Genomic DNA, 25866 nt, shown 5'->3' on the forward strand with positions numbered 1-25866 from the left:
CGTCTGATGATGGACCCCAAGTCTTTGGCCCACCGCGCAGAACGAAGGATTCTCCCGATACGCCAGGAGCATCTGTGCTCGCGATACCCGGCTCGCCAGCTCGGTTCTCGACCGCGAAAGAGCCGCCAAAGTCGCTATCTCTTCATCACTCATTGCCAGTTCGACCGCTCGCCGCCATCCTGCCATGGTACAGCTCCTCGTTTCGCCGACCGCAAACGAGGAATCCGCCAACAACCCGTCCGTTCCACCAATTCAGCCCGCTCCATGTCCGCAGGTTTCACGGAATCGGTCGTCTAGACATCAACAGCGTGGGATTTGGAGAGACGACATGACACGAGCACTCGGACTGGTTCGGACAATCGCGCTGGCGACGGCCTTGTTCGGCGGCACGGCAGGGGCGCAGACCATCAAGATCGGCGTCAACGAGCCGCTCACCGGCGCGTTCGCGGCATCGGGCACTTACGTCGTCAATGGCGCCAGGATCGCCGCCGACGAGATCAACGCCAAGGGCGGCATCCTCGGCAAGAAGATCGAGCTGGTGATCGAGGACAACAAGAGCAACCCGACGGAAGCTGCCGCCGTCGCCGAAAAGCTCATCACCAGCGACAAGGTGCCGGTGCTGATGGGCGCCTGGGGCTCGAGCCTGACGCTTGCGGTGATGCCGAAGCTGATGGAGTACGAGACGCCGATGGTGGTGGAGACCTCGTCCTCCGGCAAGATCACGACAACAGGCAATCCCTTCATCTTCCGCATCTCGCCGCCCTCGGCGGTGGAGGCCGCCGCGTTCAAGGGCATCGTCGACAAGCTCGCGCTGAAGAAGGTCGATTTCCTGGTCATCAACAACGATTGGGGCCGCGGCACCGCCGAGGACTTCAGCAAGATGATGAAGGACAAGGGCATCACCATCGGCCTCGTCGAGACCATGGACCAGGGCGCGCAGGACATGAGCGCGCAGCTCTCCAAGATCAAGAGTTCGGATTCCGAGACTGTCATCGTCACGACCGCAGTCGACCAACTCACCCTCATCTTCAAGCAGGCCGCTGCGCTGGGCCTGAAGAAGCGCATCATCACAACAGGCGGCTCGCAGAACCCAGACCAGATCATCGCGCAAGCCGGAGCTGCCGCCAACGGCACCATGCATCTGACGACCTTCCTGCCCTGGTTCCCGGACAAGACGCCGAACCCGGAAGCCACCAACTATTTCATCACGGAATGGAAGAAGCGTGGCTTCGAGTTCGCCGGCTGCACCGAAAGCTTCCGTGGCTATGACGGCATCCGCACCGCGGCGGCCGCGATCGAGAAGGCCGGCAAGGCCGAGCCTGCCGCGATCAAGGCGGCGCTCTGGAACATCAACATCAAGGGGCTGAACGGCGACATCGTGTTCCGCAAGTCCGGCCCCGAGGGCAAGGAGAGCGGGCAGAGCCAGCCGAACGTCTATCTCATCGAGATCAACGACGGCAAGGTCGAGATGAAGACGCTCTAGCGCGTTCGTCTTGGGCGAGGGCGGCAGACCGACGCTCTCGCCTTCCTACGCGGGGCTATTGCATATGGATTCACGAAAACAGTCCGCGGCTTGCTCCGCCTCTCCCGCTTGCGGGAGAGGCCGCCGCGCTCGCAGAGCGCGGCGGGTGAGGGCTCTCACCATGCAGGGACATTGCCCGCAATCCTCGACAATCCCAACGCGGAGACACCCCCACCCCAGCCCTCCCCCGCAAGCGGGAGAGGGAGCCCAGTGCCGATGCCGCCGCATCGTGCACACCATATGCGATAGCCCTGCCTTCCTACGCGGGGCAGCCTTCTGTCACATGCGATAGCGCCATCTTGCTACGACACATCCGAGAACAGCCTTTGAGCGAATTCCTCCAGCATCTGATCAACATGCTCGTGCTCGGCGGCACCTATGCGCTGCTGGGCATCGGGCTGACCTTGATCTTCGGCATCATGAACGTCGTTAACTTCACGCATGGCGTGCTCTACACGTTCGGTGCCTACATCATGTTCATCGTGGTGCAGCAGCTCGGGCTGAACTTCTTCCTCGCGCTGCCGGTGGCCGTGCTGGCCGGATGGCTGCTCGGGGCGGCCATCGAGCTGACCTTGCTGCGTCCGCTGCGCGGCTCCGACATCGACACCACGATGCTGGTGATGATCGGCGCCTGGATCGCGATGCAGTCGGGCGCGCTGTGGATCTGGGGTGGCGTCGCCAAATCGGTGGCAACGCCGTTTCCCGAAGCGCCGCTGGTGCTCGGACCGGTGTCGGTGTCCTGGCTGCGCCTGTTCGTGCTCGCTGCGGCGGCAATGTTGATCCTGGTGACGTATCTCCTGATCAACCGGACCAGTCTCGGCCGCGCGATGCGGGCGACGTTCCAGGATCACGACACGGCCTCGCTCATGGGGGTCAATGTCGACATGATCTACACCTCGACCTTTGCGATCGGCTCCAGCCTCGCCGCCGCCGCCGGCGCGCTGCTTGGACCGGTCTACGTCATCTTCCCGCAGATGGGCGATCTCGCCGCGGTGAAGGCCTTCGCCATCGTCATCCTCGGCGGTCTCGGCAACATCACCGGCGCCGTGATCGGCGGTTTCATCCTGGCGCTGGCCGAAGAACTCGGCGCCGGCTACGTCTCGTCGGGCTATCGCGACGCCATGGGCTTTCTCATCATCATCGCGGTCCTGATCTTCCGGCCGACCGGCCTGTTCGCACGCGCGGAGCGCGTCGGATGAGGGCGATCATCACCATCCTCGCCGTCGCAGCACTTGCCTCGGTCCCGCTCTGGCTGCGCGATCCCTATCTGCTCAACGCGCTGATCACGACCGGCATCTTCGTCATCGGCGCGATGAGCCTCAACCTGCTGCTCGGCTTCACCGGCCAGCTCAGCCTCGGTCACATCGCCTTCTTCGGCATCGGCGCCTATGTCAGCGCGCTGACATCGCTCGGCTTCGACATTGGCCTGCCCGGAGGTTTTCGTCTGGTCCATGCGCCCTGGCCGCCGATAATAGGCCTCATGCTGGCGATCCTGGTCGCGGGATTGTGTGGCTATTTCGTCGGCCTGCTCTCGTTCCGCGTCCGCGGTGCCTATTTCGTCATCGTGACGATCTCCTTTGCCGAGGTGGTCCGGCTGGTCGCGCTGAACTGGGTCGAGCTGACGCAGGGACCGCTGGCGCTGACCAACATCCCCTCCATCGCGCTGCCATTGCCCGGCTTCGGCGAGCTGACGCTGCGTACCAAGATGCAGAACTACTATCTGGTTCTGGCCGTCGCGCTCATCGCCTATCTCCTGATCGCACGCCTCGTTCACTCCCATTTCGGCCGCGCGATGCGGGGGCTGATGGAGAACGAGACGCTGGCCGTCTCAGTCGGCATTGACGTCACTAGGACTCTGACGATTGCGGCCGTGATCTCGGCCGCGATCGCGGGTGCGGCCGGCAGCCTCTATGCGCACTACATTCGGATCATCGATCCTGAAGTATTCGCCTTCATCAACACCGTCACCATGGTGATCATGGTCATCAGCGGCGGGAAGGGCTCGCTGGCCGGTCCCGTCGTCGGCGGCCTGATCTTCGGGCTGCTGCCGGTGGCGCTTCGTCCCGTGATGGCGCCGGAAGCGCAATGGATCGCTTACGGCGGCGTGCTGATCGCGATCCTGTTCGTGCTGCCGCGCGGCATCGTGCCGTCGCTTGCACAGAGATTTAGCCGGCGACGAAGCAAAGCGACAGCGCTGGCGTCCGTCACTTTGGCCGAAACCGCTGCCAAGGAGCCGGCGTGATGACGGCGCGCAGCGTTGCCATGACCATCGATCAGGTCGCCGTCCTTTTCGGCGGGCTGGTCGCGATTTCCGACATGAGCTTTACGGTCGGCGAGGGCGAGATCGTCAGCCTCATCGGCCCGAATGGGGCAGGCAAGACAACGGCCTTCAACGTCATGACCGGATTCCTGACGCCGAGCGCGGGCCGCGTCACCTATCAGGGCAGGACGCTCACCGGGCTGAAGCCGCATCAGATCGCCGATCTCGGCCTGATCCGCACCTTCCAGCGCACCAGTGTGTTTCCGAATGATACCGTCTACGACAACATCCTGATCGGTCTGCATCGTCGCGGCCGCGTGCGGCTGCTCGACGCCATCCTCGGCCTGCCGGGCGCACGAGCCTCGGAGCGTCGGCTGCGGCAGCGCGCGAGCGAGTTGCTCGAATGGGTCGGCCTCGAACGCCGCGCGCAGGATGCGGCCGGCTCGCTCTCCTACGGTGAGCAACGCCTGGTCGGCGTTGCGCTGGCGCTCGCGGCGGAGCCGTCGATGCTGCTGCTCGACGAGCCTGTCTCCGGCATGAATGCCTCGGAAACGCACCGTTTCGTCGAGCTGATCCGCAGCATCCGCGACCGCGGCATCACGATTCTCCTGGTCGAGCACGACATGCCGATGGTAATGACGGTCTCGGACCGCATCGTCGTGCTCAACTACGGCCGCATCATCGCAGAGGGAACGCCGGACCTGATCCGCAACGATCCCGCCGTGATCGAAGCCTATCTCGGACATGGAGTGGGACATGCTTGAGATCCGCGACATGGTCTGCGGCTATGGCGGCGTCACCGCGCTGCGCGGCATCTCGCTCGACGTGAAGGCCGGACAACTGGTCGCCCTGATCGGCGCCAACGGCGCCGGCAAGAGCACGGCGCTGCGTGCGATTTCCGGCCTGGTGCCGCCACGCTCCGGGCAGATGAAGTTCGAGGGCATCGACATCACCGGTGCGAAGCCGCCGCGCGTGCTGGCCAGTGGGATTGCGCATTGTCCGGAAGGACGGCGCGTGTTTCCGCACATGAGCGTCGAGGAAAATCTCGACATGGGGGCTTACCTCCGTCGTGGTTCGGGGGAGATCGCGGCCGATCGCGACCGCATCTACGCGGAATTTCCGCGGCTCGCCGAGCGGCGGCGGCAGGCGGCGGGTACGCTCTCCGGCGGCGAGCAGCAGATGCTCGCAATCGGGCGCGCGCTGATGTCGCGGCCGCGGCTGATCCTGTTCGACGAGCCCTCGCTCGGGCTCGCCCCCAACATCGTCGAGCGCACCTTTGCGATCATCCGTGGCATCCGCGATGCCGGCACCACGGTGCTGCTGGTCGAGCAGAACGCCTTCGCCGCGCTCGAGATGTGCGACCACGCCTATCTGCTCGAGAACGGCCGCATCGTGCTGTCAGGCGCCGGCCCCGAGCTGATCGAGAACGAGCACGTGCGCAAGGCCTATCTCGGTGGATGATCAGGCGGGATGGGTTCCGGTTTGCGATCTCGACCGGCTGAAGGCGGAGACGATCGTCCGCGTCGCCGGGCGCGACCTGCTCCTGATCTGGAACGAGGGCAATGTTGTTGCGTGCGCACGTGCATGCCCGCACGAACAGGGGATTTGGCTCTAGGGCAGGTGAGGGCGGGGCGGCTGTATTGCCTGCGCCACGCGGCATCGTTCGATTTGCGCGACGGGGCGATCAATTCGGGATGGCCGAGCTCGCCGCTACGGCTTTATCCGGTGCGGATCACGGGCGAGCAAATCTGGATTGAGATGCAGGAGCGGCAGCCGGTGCGATGATGGCACTATGCTCCTGTTTTGCCCGACGAGTCAAAGCGGTGGCGGCGCCGATCTGCCTTGGAAAATCGTCCTGTGAAAACAACAGCATCTCTACTGTGCATGGGGTTGTTTTCGCAGTTTTTAGTCCAGCAGTCGCCGAGCGGCCTCCACCAGAATGCCGTCCGGCCTGCGCAGCGCCTCGAGAATGGTGAAATGGTCGGCGCCTTCGACCGAGATGAGCTTGCCCGGCGCTCCTGCCGCCGCGCGCCTGTCATGGAAGTCGATTGAATCGCAGACGAGAGCCGGCAGCTCGTTGCTGCCATAGGCGATGTCGAGCCGCTTGGGCGTCACGGGCAGGCGCAGCGGCGACAGCGCTACGATTTCCGCATCGGTCAGCTTCAGCGCGCTGTTGAGGCCGGTATCGCGGATCGGCGCGAGATCATAGACGCCCGAGATCGCCAGTCCGGCATTGACGCTCGGATGATCCAGCGCCATCGCCACGAGATGGGCACCGGCGGACCAGCCCGACAGCACGACCGGTCCGGCGACGCCGTAGGACGTGCCATGCGCGGCGAGCCAGTCGAGCGCGCGCGGGATTTCGCCGACGATATCGGTGAGCGACACCTCGGGCGCCAGCGAATAGCCGGGTATGGCAACTGACCAGCCATGCGCAGCGACGCCTTCGACCAGCATGGCGAACAGCTCGCGCGAATTGCGCTGCCAATAGCCGCCGTGCAGGAACACCAGGCAGGGTGCATCAAGCTTCGCGGCCGGATAGACGTCGACCTTGTTGTTGGCGCGCTCGCCATAGGGCAGGTCGAGATGGGACTTCAGCGTGCCCCGCAGGCGGCCAGAGGCTTCGTTGCGCTCGGCGATCAAGGCCGCGCTGTTCTTGACGGCCGCGTTGTTGTCATAGGCGGCGCTGCGTTCCGCCTGCGACAGCTCGGACCACCTGCTGCGGGGGTCGAGCGGCCGAACTGTCGAATGAGCGTCTTCAACCATGAAACTCTCCATTGCGGCCCTGGATAGCACCCTTGTTCAATTTGGTCCGGCTGTTCCGCGCGGATGCAATCCGGCTTGCCTCGCGTGATGCATTCGGCATGCCAGCATTCTGCAGCGATGACGCACGGGTGTCATCTGCTGGTATCTTATCGCGCCCGGCAGCCGTGCCTTCGCGAAATTGACGGTGCGTTTGGGAAGATCGGCATGGCGGCGGTCCGTTAAGTTTCCCTGGTGTCATTGAAGCGGAGAGCTGCGCGTTCGAGCGCGAGGCGGCCGACGCGTTGCGAGGGGACTTGATGAATCAGCCGGGTAGATTAGAGCGTTCGAGCCTTGGGCCTCGCGTTCTTCGCCCTCGTGCTGCTGCATCTGGCGGCAGCCCTGTTCCACGCCTTGGTCCGTCGCGATGGCGTGTTCGCGACGATCTCGCCCCTGCCGCAGCGGGAGCGGATGAAGCCCACCGAATGAGCCACCGCGGGCGTGCAATTCGGGAAAGATCCTTCGTGACGAAAAGACCGGCTGCCCGCCGTCTGGCTAGAAATCTCCGACCCTCCAACAAGGATGCCGACCATGACCAAAGCTGACCTGCAAAGCCCGACGGATCTGGGAGCCGATGCGAACCGTGACGTTCCAGCCGCGCTCCGAGCACTGCTGGCCGACGTTTTCGCGCTGTACCTGAAGACGAAGAACTTCCATTGGCATGTATCGGGCAGTCACTTCCGCGACTACCATCTCTTGCTCGATGAGCAGGCCGAGCAGATCTTCGCCATGACCGACGAGATCGCCGAACGTGCGCGCAAGATCGGCGGCACCACGCTGCGCTCGATCGGCCACATCGCCCGCGAGCAGCGCATTCTCGACAACGACGCGGATTATGTCGATCCACAGGATATGCTGGCCGAGCTGCGCAGCGATAATCAGCAGCTGACGCGAGAAATGCGCCGGGTCCACGAGCTCTGCGACGAATATGGCGATGTCGCCACCGCAAGCCTGCTGGAGAACTGGATCGACGAGACAGAGCGGCGGGTCTGGTTCCTGTACGAGACAGGGCGGAGCGGTCCGAATTCGTAAGCGCAAGGTTGTTAGCCATGATGACGCGGTCGACATTTACGCGCCACACCGAGATTGCCTGGCGCGGCGGTCAGACGCGGTCGACCCCGCGGCTGATTGCCGAGGAGATGGGCATCGCACTCACCTATAACGGCTCGACCATGCGCCGGCATTCTTCTCGATGGCAATTCCCGAAGCTGTTTGCACCCGATCTGCCGCGCGAGCGTGCCGAGTTCGTTGCGCTCTCCCAGGTCCCGGCTGCCGCGCAGGTGTTCGGCACCCCATTGACGGCGGCTGCGTGGAAGACCAAGCCGAGCTGGGGCATCGTTGCCGGCGGCGACCAGATCATCAATCCGGATCTGGAGCGCTGGTACTACGAGCGTGCCAAGAGTCACACCACGGTGATCCCGGGCGCGAGCCACTCGATCTACGAGTCGCACCCGAAGCAAGTGGCCGCTGTCATCACCCGCGCCGCACGCAGCATCGATCAGCCGGCCACTCGCTGATGCCGCATTCTGCCGGTCCTGACGCACGGCCGGCGGAGGAAAGGACGGCGGGCGAGACAGCACTCCCGCCGGCCTGACTGTCTCCGAAACGTGACGAACGCGATCGGAGAAGCGCTGACGCTCAGGGGCGCCAGTCCGGCGAAGGAAAGACAACCAGACGTTAGAGCCGGCAAGTCCCAAACAGTCTCGGTCGCGCGTTGTGTTGTGGAAAAAAGGGGCCGTCCCTTGGGGAGGACGGCCCCTGAATGCTCGTATGCCCAAGGAGGAGGGAGGCTCGAGCGGTGACTTGGGGGTCTCAGTCACTTCACATGCAGACAATCGTCGATCCCGCAGCCGAAGTATTTCACGAACCCCCGCCGTTTCTCATTTCGCATGATTGAGGAGAGGCCCGTGCACAGCACGCGGGACGGGGCACTTTGCGCTTCGAGGTCGGGTCGCCGCCTGAGAGTGTGGACGACGGCGCTCCGCTAGCGCGCGTGCCCGGCCGAAGTCGATAAAATCGACGCCGATTATGAGGTTTGCCGGGCCTGCCGGTATTTCCGGTCCACCAACCCGGTTGCCGAAATGCACGGATGAGGGCCGTTGCGCGGGGACGGATGGAGGGATTACGCCGCCTGGCCGGCCAGCGCCGCTTCGAGACAGCGGATGATCTCGTCGCCGCTGGAGGGCTTGCCAAGAAAGGAATGCGCGCCGGCCGCCATTACGCGCTGGCGCACGGATTCGCTTGGAAACGCCGTCATGAAGATGATCGGGAAGCGGCGGCCGGCGGCAATCAGCTGTGCCTGCAACTCATCGCCGGTGACGACCGGCATCTGCACGTCGGCGATCATGCATGCCGGATCATCTCCCGGCGCATGCTGCAAGAAGTCCACGCCGGACTCGTAGGGATCGGCCTCGTAGCCGAGCGAACGCACCAGGCTCGCAAGTGAAGTGCGAACGCCTTCGTCGTCGTCCACAATCGCAATCACAGGGGTCCTGGCCATTCGCGCACAATCCTGACCGCGGTGTTCCGCAAGGCAAAGAGGATATCTCCCGTTGCGCGGCCGATGGCGCCTTATGCACCCGAGGGCAGGCCCGCCGAAATTATACTCAGGTTTGGTCCGTAGTCCTGCGGATTTGGGAGATTCCGAGCGCCTCGGCCTTGCGAACGAGGTCGGCCAGTGACCTAACCCCCATCTTGCGCATGACGTTCCCACGGTGGATCTTGACCGTGATCTCGCTGAGTCCGATCAGTGCTGCCACCTGCTTGTTCATCAGGCCGGCGGTGACATGGCCCATCACCTCGCGCTCGCGCGGCGTCAGGGTCTCGTACTGGGCGCGGATGTCCTCCTTGGCGGCGGCTTCGGCACGGTGCTGCGCATCGCGCTCGAGCGCCGCCGTTACGGCGTCAAGCATATCCTGGTCGCGAAACGGCTTGGAAAGGAAGTCGACGGCGCCGGCCTTCATGGCACGCACCGACATCGGAATGTCCCCGTGGCCGGTCATGAAGATGATTGGATAGCTGATGCCCTGCCGGACGAACTGGCTCTGCAGGTCGAGCCCGCTCACGCCCGGAAGGCGGACGTCCAGCACGATACAGCCGGGGCCGTCGGGCAGCGAGCCGCCGAGCAATTCGGCCGGCGAGCCGAACAGGCGCGTCTGGAGGCCGACGGATCGGAACAGGCTGTCGAGCGAGGCACGGATGCCTTCGTCGTCGTCGACGACGATCACGATTGCGCTGGAGGGTTGGGCCGGTGGCTGCGCCTGGTTTGGTCGTGTCATGGCAAGGCGTGTTCTTGGCTGAGTGGCAATGTCAGGTGGAATGTCGTTCCCGAGCCCGGAGTGCTCGCCACCGACAATCGGCCGCCGTGAGCTTCCACTGTGGTTCGGCAGATCGCAAGCCCCATGCCCATTCCGCCATCCTTCGTCGTGAAGAACGGATCAAACAGGCGCGGCAGGTCGTCAGGCTGGATGCCCGGGCCGCTGTCCTGCACCGTGATCGCGAGGGCCTCGCTGTTCTCGCTGCCGGCACGCAGCGTGATGGTGCGAGAACCTGGCTGGCCGGACATGGCTTGGCCGGCATTGATCAGAAGATTGACCAGGACTTGTTGCAGCTGAACCCGGTCGCCGCGAATCGGCGGCAGGCCGTGCTGCGACTCGACGGTGAGGGCGACCTCGTCCTTGGCGAGCTCGCGCGCGACCAGTGCGGTCGCCTCCTCGATGATCTCGCCGACTTGCAGAATATCCCGCTGGGGCGGGGCCTTCTTCAGGAAGGTCCGGATGCGAGTCACGATCTCGCTGGCGCGGCGGCCCTGGGCAACGACATGGCCGATCGTCGTCGTAACCTCCTTGAGATCGGGTACATCGCGCCGCAGCCACCGCAATCCAGCCTCGCCGCTGGTGACGATTGCCGCCAGCGGCTGGTTCACCTCGTGCGCGATCGATGCGCTGAGCTCGCCGAGAGTGGCAAGGCGCGCAGCATGAGCGAGCTCGGCTTGCGCCGCGAGCAGCGCGTCCTGCGCCTGCCGCCGCTCGGTAATGTCGACGACGAAGATGAGCACGTTGTGATCTTCGTCGGACTGAGGTGGAAAGGTGATCGTGAACAGCACGGGGACCTTGCGTCCGTTGAGGCGCACGAGCTCGGTTTCACCTTCGTGAAACCGGTCGCCTTCCGCAAATGCCACCAGCGCGTCGAGGAAACTGCGATCGTTCTCGCCCAGCAGCTTGTCCACGTTCTGGATGAAAGCCGCGGAGCTGCTTGCCGCCGCCATCTTCTGCAGGGCAGGGTTGACATCGATGATCCTGGCAAGCCCGCGGGCATCCCGGATGAAATCGGGATGTCGTGCCAGATAATCGCGCAGATCCGCCCCTCCGGTCGGTAGCGAATCCAGCGCGGTCCGCAGTCCGCTCCAGTCTTCCTCGACGACGCCGATCCGGCTTGCATCGAACATTCGTCGGTATCGCTGCTCGCTCTGCACCAGCGCGTTGTGCGCCGCCACGCGGTCCGTGACGTCGGTGTGTGTTTCGAGCACGCCGACGGGCTTGCCTAGCTGGTCGCGCTGCAGGGCCCATCGGGCATCGACGGCGAGTGTGGCGCCGGCCTTCGTCCGTTGCTCCACCCTGCCTTCCCATCGCCCGGTATCGAGCAGGCTGGCCTCGATGACTTCCCTCCGGTCGGGATAGCTGGTTCGCAGAAGCCTGTCGGCGAGCTGCCCGAGCGCCTCGTCGGCCGACCAGCCGTAGGTCTGCTCCGCGGCCTTGTTCCAGAAATTGATCACGCCGGCGCGATCGCGGACGAAGATCATGTCGTGCGAGAGGTTGAGCAGGCGCGCCTGCGCCGCCAGGCGATTGGTTGCGGCATGATTCTGGAGCGCGAGCAGCGTCGTGATGGCGATGGCCGCGAGGCTCACCAGGGCACGAAGGGCCGGTGAGGCGATGGGCTCGAGATCATGCGATAACAGATATGCCGTGATCGTCAGGGCGGCACAGCCGATCGCGGCAACGATGATGTCAGTGCGCCGGTTCGTCCTCGCCGCAAGCAGGATCGCAACGACGTAGAGAACCGCGACCGCGCCCTCGAGCGGCGTCAGCACGTCGACCATGAAGACCGCCAGGGCGAGGACGGCGGACCAGAGCCGCAAGCCGGCGCGGCTCATGGATGAACCCGTGGGCTCATCAAGGTTCGTCATCGTCGCAGGCGGGGTTCTTCTCATTGCAGCCGCGTTGATGCCGCGATTTGATCGCGCCCACAATATCCCGCCAGCTGGTTTTCGTGCTCTCGTGGAAGACCTCGTGGATAGTTGAATCCGGCGTGGGCTCCGACAGCAAGAATCTCCTGCAGAATAGGGCTTATCGGTGATTTTGCCGATCGCGGACGCGTCAACTTACCGCAGGCCGGCGGAGCCGCAGGACTCGAGCGTCTGTAGATGCCGGCGAAGTGTTCCGCTCGCCCTCTCGCCCGGGATCATACTTACGTATGACGCGGTTAACCCGAGACCTTATCCATGCACCCGCGCGTAGAATGGAGCGCACGGATCGCCGAACTACTCTGCTCCCATCGCATTCGGACACGCCGGCCAGGCATTTCTGATGCGAATTGGGACAAGGAGGTTCGATGATGTCGCTGCAGATTTCATGCTCGCAAAATGCCAAGGATCCTGTCGCCGCCGCAGTCGACGTCTCGTCCATCGAGGGCCCGCGGCTGCGGCCATCGAGACGTACGCCACGCTCTGGCGAGGAGGCAGTGCTGCTCTCCCTCGTGCATCTCGATGTTGCGTTGGCCATCGAGCCGCCAGCGCCGGACGTGCGAGAATCTGGCGATGGCAGGCCGAGCTTCAGGGTGTCTGCGAAATGTCTTGCGCACGCATCCGCGGGGTCCGATCGGGAGCCGGGTGCGGAGGACTTCACCGACCCGGTGATGCGGCGCCTCTCGGATGCACTCGTCGCTACCAAAGCCATGCACCATCCGCATTCTGCCATTCTCGTCGACGCATTGCGTCTGGCCATGCTGACCCGCAAGGCCAGCCGGCGGACGGTGGACGGACGAGGCCTGTCCGAGCCGGTCGAGAGCGACCGCGAAGGGCAAGCCTGCCGGGTGGTGCGGTCGCTGCAAAAATGGCGCCTCAAGCGCGTCATGCAATATATCGACGACAATCTGGACGCGAAGGTCACCCTGCAGCACCTGGCCGCCGTTGCCGGCCTGAGCCGGATGCACTTCGCCGCGCAGTTCCGGGCAGCTGTCGGCATGCGGCCGCACGACTATTTGCTGAAGCGGCGGATCGAGCGAGCTCAGGAATTGCTGCAGCGGGCTGACGTCTCGCTCGTCGACATCGCCTTGAGCGTCGGGTTCCAGACGCAGGCTCATTTCACGACAGTGTTCAAACGCTTCGCCGGCAATACGCCATACCAATGGAGGAGCGCTCGTCTCGCGCAATCTCAGCCGCTGCCGCGCCCCGAAGCGAGGGCGTCATGAGCGGCGCCGGTCTGCAGGCCCTGTTGCTGCCGCTGCTCGGCATTCACTCGGCACTGGCGCACCACGAACTGATGGGATTGCTCGAGATCGCTCGTGTTCTCGGCGCCTCCTATCGCTTCGCGTCCTCGGGATCCGGGTTAGGCGCTCTCTACGGTCGCTTCACGCTGAACTTCTGCAGGATCGTTGTCGGAGGTGTCGTACACCAGGCATCGATGGAACGGTCGATCGGTGAAGCGGTCCCGCAGACCTGAAAGAGACAGGCACTGGACCGATGCCGGTCGACGGCAGGACTTACGCTCGCACGATAGCCTCGATCTCTTGCGCTGCTGTGAGGAGCGAGCGGTCTTGTCCGCGCGCGGCGATGATCTGAAGGCCGAAGGGGAGCCCGCGCCGATCCGTTCCACACGGAATCGAAATCGCCGGCAGGCGGGCATGATTGACAAAGGGCGTGAACACCGCGTGGGCACGCGGGCTTGCCGCTTTTCCGCCGATCATGTCCGGGCCGAGCTGCTTCAGCGGCCACGCGACGCATGGGACGGTTGGCGTCAGCAGCAGGTCGACCTCAGTGAAGAAAGCTGCGAAGGCATTGGCGACCGCGGTGCTCGCGAGCAGCGCTCCGGCAACGTCCGCACCCGACCAGGAGAGACCTCGCTCGATCTGCTTGGCGACATCGGGATCGAACACAGTCGGATCCTTACGGAAGGTATCGCCATAGAGCGCCGCCAGGCCCGCATGCTGAAGCGGCATGAAGGCATCCTCCGTGGCGCCTGCCGGCCAGACGGGATCGCGTTGCGCGATGCGCAGACCTGCCGCGGAAAGCCGGTCGACAGCGGAGGCGAGCCCATTCGCGACGACGTCGTCAATTGCGACATCGAGACCAAGGCGCGGCGAGAACGCGATGCGCTGACCGCCGATGTCTTTGGCCTGCTGCGCAACGACGGCAGAGTTCGGATCGCGCGGGTCGGCGCCGACCATAGTTTCGAACGCCAGTGCGATATCGGCCGCATCGGATGCGATCGGAGCAATGACGGAGAGGCCGAAGAAGGGCTCGGCGAAACCCGGCCCATAGGGGATTGCGCCATAGGACGGTTTGAAGCCGGCGACGCCGACATGGGCTGGCGGCCTGCGGCTTGAGCCGCCGGCATCGGTGCCGATCGCGAGCGGCACGAGGCCGGCCGCGACGGCCGCGGCCGGGCCGCCCGACGACCCGCCCGGTGTCAGCGCGGGATCGAGCGGATGCCGGGTCGGGCCGAATAGCTGAGAGGTGGTGACGCCCTTGCAGGCGAACTCGGATGTTGCGCCGATGCCGACGACGACCGCACCGGCCTTGCGCAGCCGCTCGATCGCAATGGCATCGCATGGCGCGATGAAATCGCAAAACAGGCGCGAGCCCTGCGTCACGCGCCAGCCGCCGACCCAGATGTTGTCCTTGACGATGACGGGGACGCCGGCGAGCGGCATCGTCTCGCCGGCACGCAGGCAAGCATCGACCGCTGCGGCATCGGCCAGCGTGCGTTCGGGATCGATCGTGACGACCGCCTTCAACGCCTTGGCGGTCTCAATGCGTGCGAGCGCGGCCTTCGCGGTTTCGGCGGCGCTCGTCCGCCCGGCGGCGACGTCGGCGACAATCTCGCGCGCGCTATTTGTCGGCTTTGTCATGGCCTCCCCATATCAGTGCCAATGTGCCGCCGAAGGCAAGGCATGCCAAGGCGAAGAAGGCCACGCCAAGGCTGGCCACACCATCCAGGATCGACACCAGCGCCGGCGCCGCAAGGAGGCCGGCATAGGATGCGGTCAGCACCGCGCCCGTGGTCTCGCCGATCCGGTCCTGCGGGGCGAGGCGGGCGATCTCGGCGATGAAGACGCCGTTCCAGCCCGACGCCGTCAGGCCGAACAACGCGGCAATGATGAACTGTCCACCGCGGCCGAGCGATCCGCCATTAAGGCCGAGCAGCGCGGCGCAGAAGGCCATGCCGAGACCGATGACGACGAGAACCATCCGCGAGGCCTCGAGGCGCATCGCCACATAGCCCCAGCCGAGACGGCCGACGAGGCCGCCGGCTTGCGCGCCGGCGAGCGCCATGCCGGCCTCGATATGGCCAAGGCCAAGCTCGCGCGTGCCGAGCGTGACGAAGACTGTGTTGAGCGACACCTGCATCGCGCTGAACGGCATCGAGGCCAGCGCCAGCGTCGCGATGCGCCGGTCTGCGGTCACCAGCCCCAGCCGGGCGCGCAGATCGAGCTTTGGCGGCGGGATGACCTTGCCGGCGTAGGCCGGCCGCAACCATTCGAACAGCGCGATCGCGAGCAGCGCCGAGAAGCCCACTACCGCGTAGCACCAGGCCGGTCCGAACGCGATGGCGATCGCGGGCAGGGCCAGCGAGCCGCAGACCGCGCCGATCTGGTTGCCGGTCTGACGCACCGAGAAGACAAACGCGCGCCGCTCGGCGGTGACGAGCCGCGCCAGCAGCGCTGCGCTCGCGGGCGTCTCGGGCCCCATGGCAAGGCCGAGGCAAAGGCCTGCGGCCAGCAAGGCGACGCTCGTTCCGAACGAGGCCAGTGCCATGCCGACGACGATGGCCGCCGCGCACAGGCTGGCGATCCGCAGCGAGCCAAGGCGCGCGATGAAGCCGCCGCCCCAGAACGAGGCGAGGATGCCGACCGAAAACACAGCGCAGGAGAACATCGAGAGCTGCCAGACCTCGATATGGGCGCGCGGGGCGACCACGCCTGGCGCGAACAGGGCCAGCGCGACGAGGGCCTGCAGCGAGGTCATCGCCCCCAAGGCCGGCAGCAACGCGGGCGCTGGCCGAGCGAGCGTGTTTCCGTCTACCATGGCGGCGTGCTCATGGGAGGAACATCGTGGCAGGCGGCATTTCCATTCACGCGGTCGATGTGGCGAGCGGACGCCCGGCGCAGGGGCTGCGCGTCGAGATCTGGCGGATCGACCCGGACCCGCTGCGCATCGCCGACGGACGGCTCGGTGGCAATGGCGTGCTCGATCATGCCGTCGCGCAAGGCGCCGGCGTGACGGCTGGCGAGTATGAGGTGCTGTTTCATCTCGGCGAGTTCTTTGGCGAGCGCGACGACTTCCTGACCGTGACGCCGTTCCGCTTCCGCATCAAGAACGTCGACGAGCATTTTCATCTGCCGCTGAAATTCACGCGCTGGGGCTATTCGCTGTTCCGCGGCGCCTGATCAGTTCGTCAGCCGCCGCGACAGGCCGGTGACGCGCTCCATCACCGCGACCAGCGCGACGGTGGCAATGATCAGCACGCCCGAGAGGGCCGCGATGGTGACATCCAGCTTGCCTTCGAGATCTTGCCACATCCGGATCGGCAGCATGTCGGTCGCGGCATCGCGCAGGAACAGCGAGACCGGCACATTGTCGAAGGACGACATGAAGGCGATGAAGGCGCCCGCGATGATGCCGGGCCGAATCAACGGCAGCACGATGCGGCGGAACGTATAGAGACGGCTGGCGCCGAGCACCGCCGAGCTTTCGAGCAGGGTCGGCTCGAGCTGGGCGAGCGCTGCAACCGTGTTGCGCACGACATAGGGCACGCAGACCACGGTGTGGCCGATCACCAGCGTCAACGGCGACACCGGCAGGCCGACCAGCGAGAACAGCATCAGGGCGGCAAGTCCGAAGGCGAGCGCCGGGAGCACCAGCGGCGACATGAAGAGGGAATCGAGCAGCCGTGCCGACAGCATCCGCGACCGCGAGATCGCAAGCGCCGCGGCGACGCCGAGGGCGACGGACAGGCCTGTCGCCCACAGCGCCACGATCAGGCTGTTCTTGGCGGCGAAATGGAGCTGCCAGGCATTCCACAATTCGGCGTACCAGCGCAGCGAATAGCCCGGCGGCGGGAAGCGCAGCGAGAAGCCGCTGGTGAAGGAGACGATCAGCACCACGAGCGAGGGCGCGATGATGATAACAAGCGCGATCACCGCGATCACGGTCATGACGAGCTCGAAGCTGATCGCCTCCCAGATACGCTTGCGGCCGCTCATCATGCGTCTCCATAGCCGCGCGACATGCGGCCGATCGTGGTGAAGACCGAGACGACTGCGAGCACGGCGAGCAGGAAGATGATCGAGATCGCGGCTGCGAACGGCCAGTTCTGCAGCGTCGAAGCCTGCTGGTAGAGATACATCGGCATGAACAGCATCTGCCCGCCGCCGATCAGCGACTGGGTGATGAAGGCGGTGATCGCGGCGGCATAGGTCAGCGTGCAGCCGGCGATGACGCCGGGCAGCGACAGCGGCAGCACGATCCGGAAGAAGGTGCGCCAGCTCCCGGCGCCGAGCGAGCAGGAGGCATCGTCGAGATTGGGGTCGATGCGGCCGAGTGCCGTGATCAGCGGCAGCGTCATCAGGGGCATCTGCACCTGCGCCAGCGCGATCACCACGCCGAACTGCGTGTAGAGCAGTTTTAGCGGCGTATCGATGATGCCGAGGGATTGCAGCGTCGCGTTGATGATGCCCTGGCGTCCGAGGATGACGATCCAGGCGAAGGTCCGCACCACGACACTGGTCAAGAGCGGCAGCAGCACGATCAGGATGATGATGGTCTGTAGCTTTGGCCCGACCCGCTGATACAGCCAGGCGATGGGAAAGCCGAGCACGAGGCAGACGGCGGTCACCTCGGCGCCCAGCAGCAGCGTCGAGCCGAGCACGCCCAGGCTGAAGGGATCGGTCAGGAAGTGCAGGTACTGGCCGAGCCCCCAATGGAGCCCGACCGTGTCGTTGTGCAGCGAGAGCCAGAGCAATTGCAGCAGCGGCGCGACGAAGAAGACCAGGAAGAACAGCGCCAGTGGCGCTGCCAATCCCATTCCGTAGGACGTCACGTCCCGTGATGCCGGTGCTGCGCCCATGGGTTAGATCTTGATCTCGCGGTTGAACCGCTCGATCCAGGCCGAGCGCTGCTCGTTGATCTTCTTCCAGTCCTGGAACACGAACTTCTTCTTTAGCTCGGCCGTGTCCTTAGCCAGCACGCGCGCGATCTCGCCGCCCATCGTCACCCTGGAGTTGGTCGGCACGATCAGATAGGGCGGGTTCATCAGCGTGGTCTGCACCTCCGGCGTCAAGGCCGCCTCGATCAGCTTGAAGGCGAGCTCGCGGTTCGGCGAGTTCTTGACGATGTGGATCGTGGTCTTGAAGGCGATGGCACCTTCCTTCGGCGCCACGAACTCGACCGGCACGCCGCGCGCTTTGAGGATCTGGATGGCGTTGAAATTGCCGGGCGAGATGTCGATCTGGCCCTGCTGGAACAACGTCGCGAGCGCGCCGGGATTGGCGGCAACGGCGGCGAGATTGGGCTTGAGCTCCTCCAGTGCCTTGAAGCCGGGATCGACATTGGCCTCCGAGCCGCCGCGCATCTTGGCGATCTCGACCAGCCAGCCGGTGCCGAGCGTCGAGTTGAGGTTGGTGATGCCGACGCGGCCCTTGAACTCCGGCTTCCATAGATCGGCCCAGGAGGTCGGCGGCGTCTTGACCGCTTCAGGATTGTAGGTGAGGCCGACGACCTGGAAGAACGGGGCAGGGCCCATCGGCTCCTGCGCCTCGGCGATCAGGTCCTTGTAATAGGCGCTCTTCTCGACCGGATAGGGCTCGACCAGGTCCTGGCCGATGGCGACGAGGGCGGGGCCGGGATCGTGCAGCATGACGTCGATCGGCGGATTGGACTTGGCGGCGTTGACCTTCGCGATCTGGTCGACCGAGAGCATGGGATCGAGTACCATCGCGGCGTCCGCGTTCGCCTTGCGGAAGGCCGGCACCAGCACGGCCTTGTGCGCTTCCTCCCAGCTTCCGGTGAAGGTCGCAAACACCAGCGGGCGGGCCTGGGCGTAGCTCAGGCCTGGAAACGCCTTCATGGCGCCGAGTGTGAGCGCCGTGGTCAGCAGGCTTCTGCGGTTCATGATCATGTCGAACTCCCCTCTGGACAAAGACTGGATCTAAAGCGTTGCGGGAAAGGCGTTGGCGAGTGACGGGGCAAGCGGCGCGAGGCGCACCGCCGCGCCGTTTTCCAGGGCGCGCGTCTCGCCGATGCGCGCCTGGGAGACCTTGACGCCGGAGCCGTCGGCGGTGGTGACCTCGTGCACGACGGTGGCGCCCAGCGGCAGCGACATGCCGACGACGCCGGCAAAGCCGGTCTCGTCGCCCACGAATTGCAGATGCTCGGGACGGATGCAGACCGTGACGCGGCCGCCTTCGCTGAGCGTACCGCCCGCGGGACGCGCGATGATCTCCGCGCCGGCATCGAGGCGCACCTTCGCCGCAGTGCGGTCCGTCGAGACCACGACACCGGGCATGCGGTTGGTGGAGCCGACGAAGGTGTTGACGAACAGGGTCTGCGGGCGGTCGTAGACGTCCGACGGCGAGCCGAACTGCTCGAGCTTGCCATGGCTCAGCACGGCGACACGATCGGCCATCGACAGCGCTTCTTCCTGATCGTGCGTCACGATCAGCGTGGTGATGCCGGACACGCGTTGCAGCCGCTTGACCTCGATCTGCATGTCCAGCCGCAAGTTCTTGTCGAGCGCGGCGAAGGGCTCGTCGAGCAGCAGGATCGACGGCTTGATCGCGAGCGCGCGGGCGAGCGCAACGCGCTGCTGCTGGCCGCCGGAGAGCTGCCGCGGCAGCCGCTCCGCCATGGTCGGGAGCTGCACCAGCTCCAGCAGCCGCTGCGCCTCGCGCTGGCGTGCGGCCTTGTCGATGCCGCGGGCAGCGAGGCCATAGGCGACGTTCTCGCTGATCGAAAGATGCGGGAACAGCGCGTAGTTCTGGAACACGATGCCGACCGCGCGCTTGTTCGGCGGCAGCGCATCGACGATGTCGTCGCCGATGATGATCCTCCCTTGCGTCTGCGCGATGAAGCCGGCGATGATGCGCAAGAGCGTGGTCTTGCCGCAGCCGGACGGGCCGAGCAGGGCGATGATCTCGCCGCCCTTGATGTCGAGATTGATGTTCTCGACCGCAAGCGCGCCACTCGGATACCGGTGGGTGACGGCGTCGACGACGAGCGATCGGCCGCTTTGCGCATCAGCCATGGTGTTGCCTCCCGTTGCCCCAGAAGAGTAAGCAAGTCTCGTGCCCGCGCCTGTCGCCTTTCGGCGTGCGATTTGGCATGGTGGCTCGATGAAAACGGATCGATCGATATGCGACCTCACGGCCACCGAGCTTGCGCGCGCCATTGCGCGGGGCGAGCTGTCCTCGTGTGAGGCCGTCGAAGCGCAACTGGCGCGGATTGCGAGCCTCGATAGTCAGCTGGCAGCGTTCGTGACGGTGGAGGCGGACGGCGCCCGCCGCGCCGCGCAGATATGCGATGCGGCCTCTGCGCCGATCGGCCCGCTGCATGGCGTGCCCATCGCAATCAAGGATCTCACGGACACTGCGGGACTTGCGACGACGTACGGATCCACGCTGTTCCGCGAACACATCCCGGCCGAGGACGATCTCGTCGCGGCACGGCTTCGGCGCGCCGGCGCGATCATTCTGGGCAAGACCAACACGCCGGAGTTCGGCTTCGGCGCGGTCTGCACCAACAGATTGCGCGGGCCGACACGCAATCCGTTCGATCCCGCGCTGACCTCCGGTGGATCCTCCGGCGGCTCTGCCGTCGCGGTCGCAACCGGCATGGTGCCGCTGGCGCATGGCACCGATTTCGGCGGCTCGGTGCGCACGCCCGCCAGCTTCTGCGACGTCGCTGCGATCCGGCCGACGCCCGGCCGCATTCCGTCGCCGCGCCGGCCGCTCGGCTGGGACATGCTGGCGACTCACGGCTTCCTGGCACGCGGCGCCGATGATCTCGAACTCGCGATGTCGATCTGCGCTGGAATCGATGCGAATGATCCGCTCTCGCTCGGCAGCATCGGTGATGAGCGGCCCATCGCTGGCCGTCCCCGGATTGCGGTCACGCCCGATTTCGGTGTAGCGCCCGTTGCGAGCGAGGTTCGTGCGCGCTTCGCTGCGGCTTGCGAGGCGCTCGCACGCGTTGCCGATGTCGTGCCGTCCTCGCCCGATTGTGGCGGGGCGATCGAAACCTTCCGCACCTTGCGCGCCGCGCACATCGCGAGCAGCTATGGCGAGTTGCTGAGGACGCGGCGCACGGAGCTCACTCCGACGGTGATTTGGAACATCGAGGCCGGCGCAAATCTGTCCGCGCAGGATTACCTCAGCGCCGAGCGCCGCCGCACCGCCATCTATCGCAGCTTCCGCGAGCTGTTCACCCGCACCGATTTCCTGGTCGCGCCGGGCGCATCCGTCTTTCCCTGGCCCAACGAGATCAGCGACGTCATTGCCATCGACGGGGCGGCGCTGGAGACGCCGATCGACTATCTCGCCGTCACTTTCATCGTGTCGCTGGTCGGTTTTCCGGTGCTGACCTTGCCGGTGCCGCGAGGGGAGAATGAGCTGCCCTTCGGCATCCAGATCGTCGCGCCGCCGGCGTGCGAATCCCGCTTGTTTGCCTTCGGCCGTATCCTCGAGAACGAACTGGGTTTTTCGCATCGCCGGCCGCCTCTCTGATCAGCTGTCGCGATGCTCAAGCCGGGCGGCAAGCGCGTCGGCAAGACCGGTGGTCGGTTTCGCCGCGGGCCGACGATACGTGCCCGCGGTTGCCTTGCGCAGGCGCAGCGCGACAAGCGCTTCGGCCTGCTTCACCGCGGCGACGACCTGATCGACCACGGGGACGGGGATCCGGTCGGCGACGCGCTCGGCGAGGCCCGAGAGCGGGGCGCCGGCAAAGATCAGCACATCGGCCTCGTCCTCGACGATGGCGCGCTGGGCGAGCTCGACCAGCACGTCTTCCTTTTCGGTGCCCACCTCGGAGATCGCCTGAAAGGGCGTATCGAGCATGCGGATGCCGGCGCAGCGCTCCCACAACCCATGGGCGCGCACGCAGTCCTCGTACCAGGGTCCGAGCGCTTGCGCGAAGGTGACGATGGCAAAGCGGCGTCCGGCCATGCAGGCGGTCAGCATGGCCGCTTCCGCCATGCCGACCACGGGAATGTCGAAGGTCTCGCGCGCGGCGAACAGGCCGGGATCGCCGAAGGCCGCGATGATCGCGGCATCGACCTTCTTGTGCTGCTCGGCCAGCAGCTCCAGCGCGATGGCGCCGCCGATCTGCGCCTCGGTGCGCGTCGCAATATAGGGCACGCCGCGGCTCGCGGTGCAGGGGATCAGCTCGGTGCCCGATGAGGCCGCGCGCTGCCCGACACCGAGCATCAGCTGCGTGACCTCTTTGCTGGTGTTGGGGTTGAGCAGCAGCAGCTTCATGATCAGGCCGCCGTCTGCTTCTGCTGGGATGTCGTGAGAACTTCGAGCAACGCCGTGCCGGTGCGGGCGACATGGGCGCCGAGCAGGCGGCCGGCTGCTTCGCCGTCGCGCGCTTCGAGCGCGGCCAGGATATCGGCGTGCTCGTCGACCGAATTGCTCCAGCGCCTGTCAGCGCCGAGCGCGAGATAACGCGCGCGCTCGGCGCGGGAGATCAGCGTCTCGTGCGCCTCGCGCAGCGGCGTGTTGCGGGCCATGCGGACGATGGTGTTGTGGATCTCGCCGTTGATGGCGAAATAGTCGTCGAGCTTGCCATTGCGGTGATGACCTTCCATGCGGGTCTGAAGCGTGCGCAAGCGGGCGAGGTCGCGCTCGGTGGCGCGCACCGCGGCGAGCTCGGCGGCGAGCCGCTCGATGCCGGCGAGGGCCTCGAACAATTCCGAGATGCCGTCGACCGCGATATCGGCAATGCGCGGGCTGCGGTTGGGGCGAAGCTCGATCAACCCTTCCGCGGCCAGCACCTTCATCGCCTCGCGCAAGGGGGTGCGCGACACGCCGAGCTCCTTCGACAGCTTGGTCTCCTGGGTCTGCGAGCCCGGCGGCAGCTCGCCGCGAATGATCATCGTCCGCATCCGCGCCGCGGCGCGCTCATGCAGGCCCATCCGCTTGAGTTTGGGCGACTTTCGCCCCTTTGGCGCTTCCGATTTTGGCTGCACGCGTGCCTCACTTCTCACGTTGATCTTAGCCGTTTCCGGCCTTCTGGCCTGCCTAAAATACTGACGTATCTCGCTGAAAACAATGGCATACCGCGCAAATTGTATGCAGCATGCAGAAAGCGGATTGCGTTGCGGCGCAGGGCGACGGATGATCCTGCGCAACGCGCGGATATCGCGCCTTCGAAGCGGAGTAAGCGATGCGGACGAGTTTGCGATTGGGTCTAATGGCAATGGCGGCAATGCTTGGCGGAAGCGATCTCGCCTCCGCGCAGACCGCGAAGATCAAGCTCGGCTACGCCAAATGCGCGCACTGCCTGCCGATGTCGCTGATTCCGGGCCTAGCCAAGAGCATCGAGGTCGAAGCCACCGGCTTCAACTCGGGCAATGACGTGCTGACTGCCCTGGTGTCGAAGAGCATCGACGTCGCGCAGGTCACCTATCTCCATTACATCACTGCGCTCGACAAAGGTTTTGACGTCGTCGCCGTCTCCGGCCAGATCAACGGCGGCTCGGAATGTCTCTCCTCCGCGAAGCTGAACCTTCCCGCCGAGGACTGGGCCACGTTCAAGACGACCGTTGCGAAGGCGAAGAGCGACGGTCAGCCGCTCAAGGTCGCGGCGTCCCGCGGCAATGCACAGGACATCCACATGCGCGGCGCGTTCCTCAAGCAGGGCGTCGATCCCAACAAGGACATCCAGTTCATCAACATTCCCAATCCATCCGATCATCTCGCAGCGCTCCAGCGCGGCGAGGTCGACATGATCTGCTCGGTCGAGCCGTTTGCCTCGCAGATCCGGCTCGCCGGCGCCGGCAAGCATTTTGTGCTGCCGTATGAGCAGGCTGCCGGAAATCTCACGAATCTGATCGTCACCCGTTCCGACGTGATCGCGAGCCAGCGCGCCGGCGTCCAGGGCGTCGTCAGCGCTGTGGTCGAGCTCGACAACAAGCTGATCGCAGACAAGGGGCCGTGGATCGAGGTCATCAACAAGCTCACCGGCCTCGACAAGAATGTGGCGACCGAGGCGCTGAAGAATGCCTCACCGGATCCGGCGATCCATCGGTCGCAGACGCTGGCGATCGCTGCGATGATGCGCGACCTCAAATACATCTCGAAGGACGTCTCCGCTGAAGCGGAGAAGAACATGAACTATTCGTTCCTGGAGCAGGCCACCGGGAAGGCCAAGAATGACCTCGGTTACTGACGTCTCGACCGCAGGGCCGGCGTTTCGGCTGACGCGGGCATTCCAGGGGCTCGAGCGGCTCATCGTGCCCGCGCTATTGATCGCGGGCTGGGAGGCCTTTGCCCGCAGCGGCATGCTTCCGCCGGCGCTGCTGCCGGCGCCGAGTGCGGTGCTGCATGCGCTCGGCGATTGGGTGTTCGGCTTCGACGAGACCACGCAGACCTATTCCGGCCACTGGCTGCGCGATGCGCTCGCCAGCGCGCTTCGCGTGTTCGGCGGCTTTGCGCTGGCAAGTGCGCTCGGCATCCTCGCCGGGGTCGCGATCGGCTGGTCGCGCTTGTTCGAGAAGACACTGGAGCCGACGCTGCAGATGCTCCGCCCGATCCCGCCGGTGTCCTGGATCCCGCTCGCGATCATCTGGTTCGGCATTGCCGACAAACCTGCGATCTTCCTCGTCTTCCTCGGCGCGTTCTTTCCGGTGCTGATGAACAGCATCCACGGCGTCAAGACCGTGGACCACAACCTCGTGCGCGCCGGCGCGATGATGGGCGCCAACGGCCGGCAGATGCTGACCGACATCGTGCTGCCGGCGGCGCTGCCGTCGATTTTCGCAGGCCTGCGCATCGCAGTCGGATCGGCCTGGATGTTGACGGTCACGGCCGAGATGGTCGCGGTGAAGAGCGGCCTCGGCTACGTGCTCTGGGATTCCTATTATTTCCTGCGCTACGACATCGTGCTGGCGGCGATGATCTCGATCGGGCTGCTCGGCTATCTCTCCGACCTCGGCCTCAAGGCGATCATGGCGCGCACGCTGCGCTGGCAGCAGACGACCACCGTGCAGGGCAGGGCAGGCTGATGGCGGCAATCGAGCTTCGCAACATCGTCAAGGTGTTCTCCGACAAGCGGCGCGGCCGTGATCTCTTGACGCTGGACAACATCAATCTCGATATCGAGGTCAACGACTTTGTCTGCCTGCTCGGCCCGTCCGGCTGCGGCAAGTCGACCTTACTCAACATCATCGCCGGCTTCGAGCAGGCGACGTCCGGCCGCACGCTGGTGGACGGCAAGCAGGTCGAGCGGCCCGGCTCGGACCGCGGCGTGGTGTTCCAGCAGCCGACCCTGATGCCGTGGCTGACGGCGATCGACAACATTGCCTTCCATCTCAAGCTCAAGGGCGTGGCCAAGACCGAGCGCCACCACCGCGCCATGGAGTTCATCGATCTCGTTGGTCTGCGCGGCTTCGAGCACCATCATCCGTCCGAGATGTCCGGCGGCATGAACCAGCGCGTCGGCATCGCCCGTGCGCTGCTGATGAACCCCAGCGTCATCTTGATGGACGAGCCGTTCGCGGCGCTGGATGCCCAGACCAAGCTCGAAATGCAGGAGGAGCTGGTTGCGATCTGGCAGAAGCGGCGCTGCACCATCGTGTTCGTCACTCACAGCGTCGACGAGGCCTTGGTGCTCGGCAACAAGATCGTGGTGATGACGAGGCGGCCGGGACGGATCCGCGAGGCCGTCAATTTCGACCTGCCGCGACCGCGCGACATCACCAGCCCCGAATTCAACGACGCCAAGCGCCACATCCTGGCTTTGATCCGGGAGGAGTCGACGCGGCTTGCGCAGGCGTCGTAAGGTATCGCC

General features: G+C 65.3%; 26 protein-coding genes and 3 pseudogenes. 16 read left to right on the forward strand and 13 right to left on the reverse strand.

The window, feature by feature from the left end; all coding sequences use genetic code 11:
• Positions 1-186: pseudogene (locus YU9_RS49540) on the reverse strand (IS630 family transposase); the annotation flags it as partial.
• A gap of 142 nt (positions 187-328) precedes the next feature.
• Between YU9_RS49540 and YU9_RS0103790 the strand changes: the two are divergent.
• The 6 genes from YU9_RS0103790 (at position 329) to YU9_RS50985 (ending at position 5397) form a co-directional block, all read left to right on the forward strand.
• A complete protein-coding gene (locus YU9_RS0103790) occupies positions 329-1483 on the forward strand; it encodes an ABC transporter substrate-binding protein (RefSeq protein WP_027571561.1) in 1155 nt (384 codons plus the stop codon).
• A gap of 365 nt (positions 1484-1848) precedes the next feature.
• The gene (locus YU9_RS0103795; RefSeq protein WP_027571562.1) at positions 1849-2721 is read left to right on the forward strand and encodes a branched-chain amino acid ABC transporter permease; all 873 of its coding nucleotides are present in this window, start codon (positions 1849-1851) and stop codon (positions 2719-2721) included.
• Complete coding sequence (locus YU9_RS0103800; protein ID WP_027571563.1) at positions 2718-3764, forward strand: branched-chain amino acid ABC transporter permease; 1047 nt, start codon at positions 2718-2720, stop codon at positions 3762-3764. The genes YU9_RS0103795 and YU9_RS0103800 overlap by 4 nt, the downstream gene beginning before the upstream one ends.
• Positions 3764-4546 carry an ABC transporter ATP-binding protein gene (locus tag YU9_RS0103805; protein WP_027571564.1) on the forward strand — a complete coding sequence of 261 codons (783 nt, stop codon included), beginning with the start codon at positions 3764-3766 and terminating at the stop codon, positions 4544-4546. The genes YU9_RS0103800 and YU9_RS0103805 overlap by 1 nt, the downstream gene beginning before the upstream one ends.
• Entirely contained in the window at positions 4539-5243 is a 705-nt protein-coding gene (locus YU9_RS0103810; protein ID WP_027571565.1) for an ABC transporter ATP-binding protein, read from the forward strand. Before YU9_RS0103805 ends, YU9_RS0103810 begins: the two co-directional genes overlap by 8 nt.
• Positions 5236-5397, forward strand: a complete 162-nt coding sequence (locus tag YU9_RS50985) for a Rieske 2Fe-2S domain-containing protein (protein WP_371259100.1) — start codon at positions 5236-5238, stop codon at positions 5395-5397. The genes YU9_RS0103810 and YU9_RS50985 overlap by 8 nt, the downstream gene beginning before the upstream one ends.
• A 290-nt stretch (positions 5398-5687) precedes the next feature.
• Here the strand turns inward: YU9_RS50985 and YU9_RS0103820 are convergent, their stop codons facing one another.
• The gene (locus YU9_RS0103820; RefSeq protein WP_027571566.1) at positions 5688-6548 is read right to left on the reverse strand and encodes an alpha/beta hydrolase; all 861 of its coding nucleotides are present in this window, start codon (positions 6546-6548) and stop codon (positions 5688-5690) included.
• Between the two features lie 330 nt (positions 6549-6878).
• Between YU9_RS0103820 and YU9_RS45430 the strand changes: the two are divergent.
• From YU9_RS45430 to YU9_RS40950, 3 genes and pseudogenes are all read left to right on the forward strand, one after another.
• Positions 6879-7013, forward strand: a pseudogene (locus YU9_RS45430) (cytochrome b); the annotation flags it as partial.
• Between the two features lie 102 nt (positions 7014-7115).
• Complete coding sequence (locus YU9_RS0103830) at positions 7116-7616, forward strand: Dps family protein (protein WP_027571567.1); 501 nt, start codon at positions 7116-7118, stop codon at positions 7614-7616.
• A gap of 101 nt (positions 7617-7717) precedes the next feature.
• Positions 7718-8101: pseudogene (locus YU9_RS40950) on the forward strand (alpha/beta hydrolase); the annotation flags it as partial.
• A gap of 605 nt (positions 8102-8706) precedes the next feature.
• Here the strand turns inward: YU9_RS40950 and YU9_RS0103840 are convergent.
• The 3 genes from YU9_RS0103840 to YU9_RS0103850 all read right to left on the reverse strand — a co-directional run bounded on the left by YU9_RS0103840 (position 8707) and on the right by YU9_RS0103850 (position 11736).
• Positions 8707-9084, reverse strand: a complete 378-nt coding sequence (locus tag YU9_RS0103840) for a response regulator transcription factor (protein WP_027571568.1) — start codon at positions 9082-9084, stop codon at positions 8707-8709.
• Positions 9085-9190: 106 nt separating this feature from the next.
• On the reverse strand, positions 9191-9862 hold the full coding sequence (locus YU9_RS0103845) for a response regulator transcription factor (RefSeq protein ID WP_027571569.1): 672 nt from the start codon (positions 9860-9862) through the stop codon (positions 9191-9193).
• A complete protein-coding gene (locus YU9_RS0103850; protein ID WP_245266301.1) occupies positions 9859-11736 on the reverse strand; it encodes an ATP-binding protein in 1878 nt (625 codons plus the stop codon). Before YU9_RS0103850 ends, YU9_RS0103845 begins: the two co-directional genes overlap by 4 nt.
• A 458-nt stretch (positions 11737-12194) precedes the next feature.
• Here YU9_RS0103850 and YU9_RS0103855 point away from each other — a divergent pair, with 458 nt between their 5' ends.
• Together YU9_RS0103855 and YU9_RS0103860 are read left to right on the forward strand one after the other, a co-directional pair.
• The gene (locus tag YU9_RS0103855) at positions 12195-13052 is read left to right on the forward strand and encodes a helix-turn-helix domain-containing protein (RefSeq protein WP_371259101.1); all 858 of its coding nucleotides are present in this window, start codon (positions 12195-12197) and stop codon (positions 13050-13052) included.
• Complete coding sequence (locus YU9_RS0103860) at positions 13049-13303, forward strand: hypothetical protein (protein WP_027571572.1); 255 nt, start codon at positions 13049-13051, stop codon at positions 13301-13303. The genes YU9_RS0103855 and YU9_RS0103860 overlap by 4 nt, the downstream gene beginning before the upstream one ends.
• A 40-nt stretch (positions 13304-13343) precedes the next feature.
• Here the strand turns inward: YU9_RS0103860 and YU9_RS0103865 are convergent, their stop codons facing one another.
• Positions 13344-14711: an amidase gene (locus tag YU9_RS0103865; RefSeq protein WP_027571573.1), complete on the reverse strand. Its 1368-nt coding sequence runs from the start codon at positions 14709-14711 to the stop codon at positions 13344-13346.
• Positions 14692-15888, reverse strand: coding sequence for an MFS transporter (locus YU9_RS0103870; protein ID WP_027571574.1), 1197 nt, complete (start codon positions 15886-15888; stop codon positions 14692-14694). The genes YU9_RS0103865 and YU9_RS0103870 overlap by 20 nt, the downstream gene beginning before the upstream one ends.
• A 26-nt stretch (positions 15889-15914) precedes the next feature.
• Between YU9_RS0103870 and YU9_RS0103875 the strand changes: the two genes are divergently transcribed.
• A complete protein-coding gene (locus YU9_RS0103875) occupies positions 15915-16250 on the forward strand; it encodes a hydroxyisourate hydrolase (protein ID WP_027571575.1) in 336 nt (111 codons plus the stop codon).
• Here the strand turns inward: YU9_RS0103875 and YU9_RS0103880 are convergent, their stop codons facing one another.
• Genes YU9_RS0103880 through YU9_RS0103895 form a run of 4 tightly spaced genes read right to left on the reverse strand, consistent with a single transcriptional unit; the run spans position 16251 to position 20104 of the window.
• Positions 16251-17066, reverse strand: a complete 816-nt coding sequence (locus YU9_RS0103880) for an ABC transporter permease (protein WP_027571576.1) — start codon at positions 17064-17066, stop codon at positions 16251-16253.
• The gene (locus YU9_RS0103885; RefSeq protein ID WP_027571577.1) at positions 17066-17929 is read right to left on the reverse strand and encodes an ABC transporter permease; all 864 of its coding nucleotides are present in this window, start codon (positions 17927-17929) and stop codon (positions 17066-17068) included. Before YU9_RS0103885 ends, YU9_RS0103880 begins: the two co-directional genes overlap by 1 nt.
• A gap of 3 nt (positions 17930-17932) precedes the next feature.
• Entirely contained in the window at positions 17933-18979 is a 1047-nt protein-coding gene (locus tag YU9_RS0103890; RefSeq protein ID WP_027571578.1) for an ABC transporter substrate-binding protein, read from the reverse strand.
• A gap of 30 nt (positions 18980-19009) precedes the next feature.
• Entirely contained in the window at positions 19010-20104 is a 1095-nt protein-coding gene (locus YU9_RS0103895) for an ABC transporter ATP-binding protein (RefSeq protein WP_027571579.1), read from the reverse strand.
• Between the two features lie 88 nt (positions 20105-20192).
• On the opposite strand from YU9_RS0103895, the gene YU9_RS0103900 reads away from it, so the two are divergent.
• On the forward strand, positions 20193-21581 hold the full coding sequence (locus YU9_RS0103900) for an amidase (protein WP_027571580.1): 1389 nt from the start codon (positions 20193-20195) through the stop codon (positions 21579-21581).
• Here the strand turns inward: YU9_RS0103900 and YU9_RS0103905 are convergent, their stop codons facing one another.
• Together YU9_RS0103905 and YU9_RS0103910 are read right to left on the reverse strand one after the other, a co-directional pair.
• Positions 21582-22331 carry an aspartate/glutamate racemase family protein gene (locus tag YU9_RS0103905; RefSeq protein WP_027571581.1) on the reverse strand — a complete coding sequence of 250 codons (750 nt, stop codon included), beginning with the start codon at positions 22329-22331 and terminating at the stop codon, positions 21582-21584.
• Between the two features lie 2 nt (positions 22332-22333).
• Positions 22334-23044 carry a GntR family transcriptional regulator gene (locus YU9_RS0103910; RefSeq protein ID WP_036017009.1) on the reverse strand — a complete coding sequence of 237 codons (711 nt, stop codon included), beginning with the start codon at positions 23042-23044 and terminating at the stop codon, positions 22334-22336.
• Positions 23045-23241: 197 nt separating this feature from the next.
• Between YU9_RS0103910 and YU9_RS0103915 the strand changes: the two genes are divergently transcribed.
• From YU9_RS0103915 to YU9_RS0103925, 3 genes are read left to right on the forward strand one after another with little or no spacing between them, the layout of a single operon-like run.
• A complete protein-coding gene (locus YU9_RS0103915) occupies positions 23242-24246 on the forward strand; it encodes an ABC transporter substrate-binding protein (protein WP_027571583.1) in 1005 nt (334 codons plus the stop codon).
• Entirely contained in the window at positions 24230-25081 is an 852-nt protein-coding gene (locus YU9_RS0103920) for an ABC transporter permease (protein WP_036017011.1), read from the forward strand. The genes YU9_RS0103915 and YU9_RS0103920 overlap by 17 nt, the downstream gene beginning before the upstream one ends.
• Positions 25081-25857: an ABC transporter ATP-binding protein gene (locus YU9_RS0103925; RefSeq protein WP_027571585.1), complete on the forward strand. Its 777-nt coding sequence runs from the start codon at positions 25081-25083 to the stop codon at positions 25855-25857. Before YU9_RS0103920 ends, YU9_RS0103925 begins: the two co-directional genes overlap by 1 nt.
• Positions 25858-25866 lie beyond the last annotated feature (9 nt).

Source organism: Bradyrhizobium sp. WSM1743 (genome assembly GCF_000473065.1).
Lineage (GTDB): Bacteria > Pseudomonadota > Alphaproteobacteria > Rhizobiales > Xanthobacteraceae > Bradyrhizobium.

What these genes read in the sequence shown, in the direction of transcription:
- YU9_RS0103830 (WP_027571567.1), top strand. Translation starts at nt 7,116, where the DNA reads ATGACCAAAGCTGACCTGCAAAGCCCGACGGATCTGGGAGCCGATGCG.
- YU9_RS0103870 (WP_027571574.1), bottom strand. Translation starts at nt 15,888, where the DNA reads ATGGTAGACGGAAACACGCTCGCTCGGCCAGCGCCCGCGTTGCTGCCG.
- YU9_RS0103845 (WP_027571569.1), bottom strand. Translation starts at nt 9,862, where the DNA reads ATGACACGACCAAACCAGGCGCAGCCACCGGCCCAACCCTCCAGCGCA.
- YU9_RS0103810 (WP_027571565.1), top strand. Translation starts at nt 4,539, where the DNA reads ATGCTTGAGATCCGCGACATGGTCTGCGGCTATGGCGGCGTCACCGCG.
- YU9_RS0103790 (WP_027571561.1), top strand. Translation starts at nt 329, where the DNA reads ATGACACGAGCACTCGGACTGGTTCGGACAATCGCGCTGGCGACGGCC.
- YU9_RS0103915 (WP_027571583.1), top strand. Translation starts at nt 23,242, where the DNA reads ATGCGGACGAGTTTGCGATTGGGTCTAATGGCAATGGCGGCAATGCTT.
- YU9_RS0103860 (WP_027571572.1), top strand. Translation starts at nt 13,049, where the DNA reads ATGAGCGGCGCCGGTCTGCAGGCCCTGTTGCTGCCGCTGCTCGGCATT.
- YU9_RS0103865 (WP_027571573.1), bottom strand. Translation starts at nt 14,711, where the DNA reads ATGACAAAGCCGACAAATAGCGCGCGCGAGATTGTCGCCGACGTCGCC.
- YU9_RS0103885 (WP_027571577.1), bottom strand. Translation starts at nt 17,929, where the DNA reads ATGGGCGCAGCACCGGCATCACGGGACGTGACGTCCTACGGAATGGGA.
- YU9_RS0103925 (WP_027571585.1), top strand. Translation starts at nt 25,081, where the DNA reads ATGGCGGCAATCGAGCTTCGCAACATCGTCAAGGTGTTCTCCGACAAG.
- YU9_RS0103805 (WP_027571564.1), top strand. Translation starts at nt 3,764, where the DNA reads ATGACGGCGCGCAGCGTTGCCATGACCATCGATCAGGTCGCCGTCCTT.
- YU9_RS0103850 (WP_245266301.1), bottom strand. Translation starts at nt 11,736, where the DNA reads ATGAGCCGCGCCGGCTTGCGGCTCTGGTCCGCCGTCCTCGCCCTGGCG.
- YU9_RS0103820 (WP_027571566.1), bottom strand. Translation starts at nt 6,548, where the DNA reads ATGGTTGAAGACGCTCATTCGACAGTTCGGCCGCTCGACCCCCGCAGC.
- YU9_RS0103800 (WP_027571563.1), top strand. Translation starts at nt 2,718, where the DNA reads ATGAGGGCGATCATCACCATCCTCGCCGTCGCAGCACTTGCCTCGGTC.
- YU9_RS0103895 (WP_027571579.1), bottom strand. Translation starts at nt 20,104, where the DNA reads ATGGCTGATGCGCAAAGCGGCCGATCGCTCGTCGTCGACGCCGTCACC.
- YU9_RS0103920 (WP_036017011.1), top strand. Translation starts at nt 24,230, where the DNA reads ATGACCTCGGTTACTGACGTCTCGACCGCAGGGCCGGCGTTTCGGCTG.
- YU9_RS0103900 (WP_027571580.1), top strand. Translation starts at nt 20,193, where the DNA reads ATGAAAACGGATCGATCGATATGCGACCTCACGGCCACCGAGCTTGCG.
- YU9_RS0103880 (WP_027571576.1), bottom strand. Translation starts at nt 17,066, where the DNA reads ATGAGCGGCCGCAAGCGTATCTGGGAGGCGATCAGCTTCGAGCTCGTC.
- YU9_RS0103840 (WP_027571568.1), bottom strand. Translation starts at nt 9,084, where the DNA reads ATGGCCAGGACCCCTGTGATTGCGATTGTGGACGACGACGAAGGCGTT.
- YU9_RS0103890 (WP_027571578.1), bottom strand. Translation starts at nt 18,979, where the DNA reads ATGATCATGAACCGCAGAAGCCTGCTGACCACGGCGCTCACACTCGGC.
- YU9_RS0103855 (WP_371259101.1), top strand. Translation starts at nt 12,195, where the DNA reads ATGATGTCGCTGCAGATTTCATGCTCGCAAAATGCCAAGGATCCTGTC.
- YU9_RS0103905 (WP_027571581.1), bottom strand. Translation starts at nt 22,331, where the DNA reads ATGAAGCTGCTGCTGCTCAACCCCAACACCAGCAAAGAGGTCACGCAG.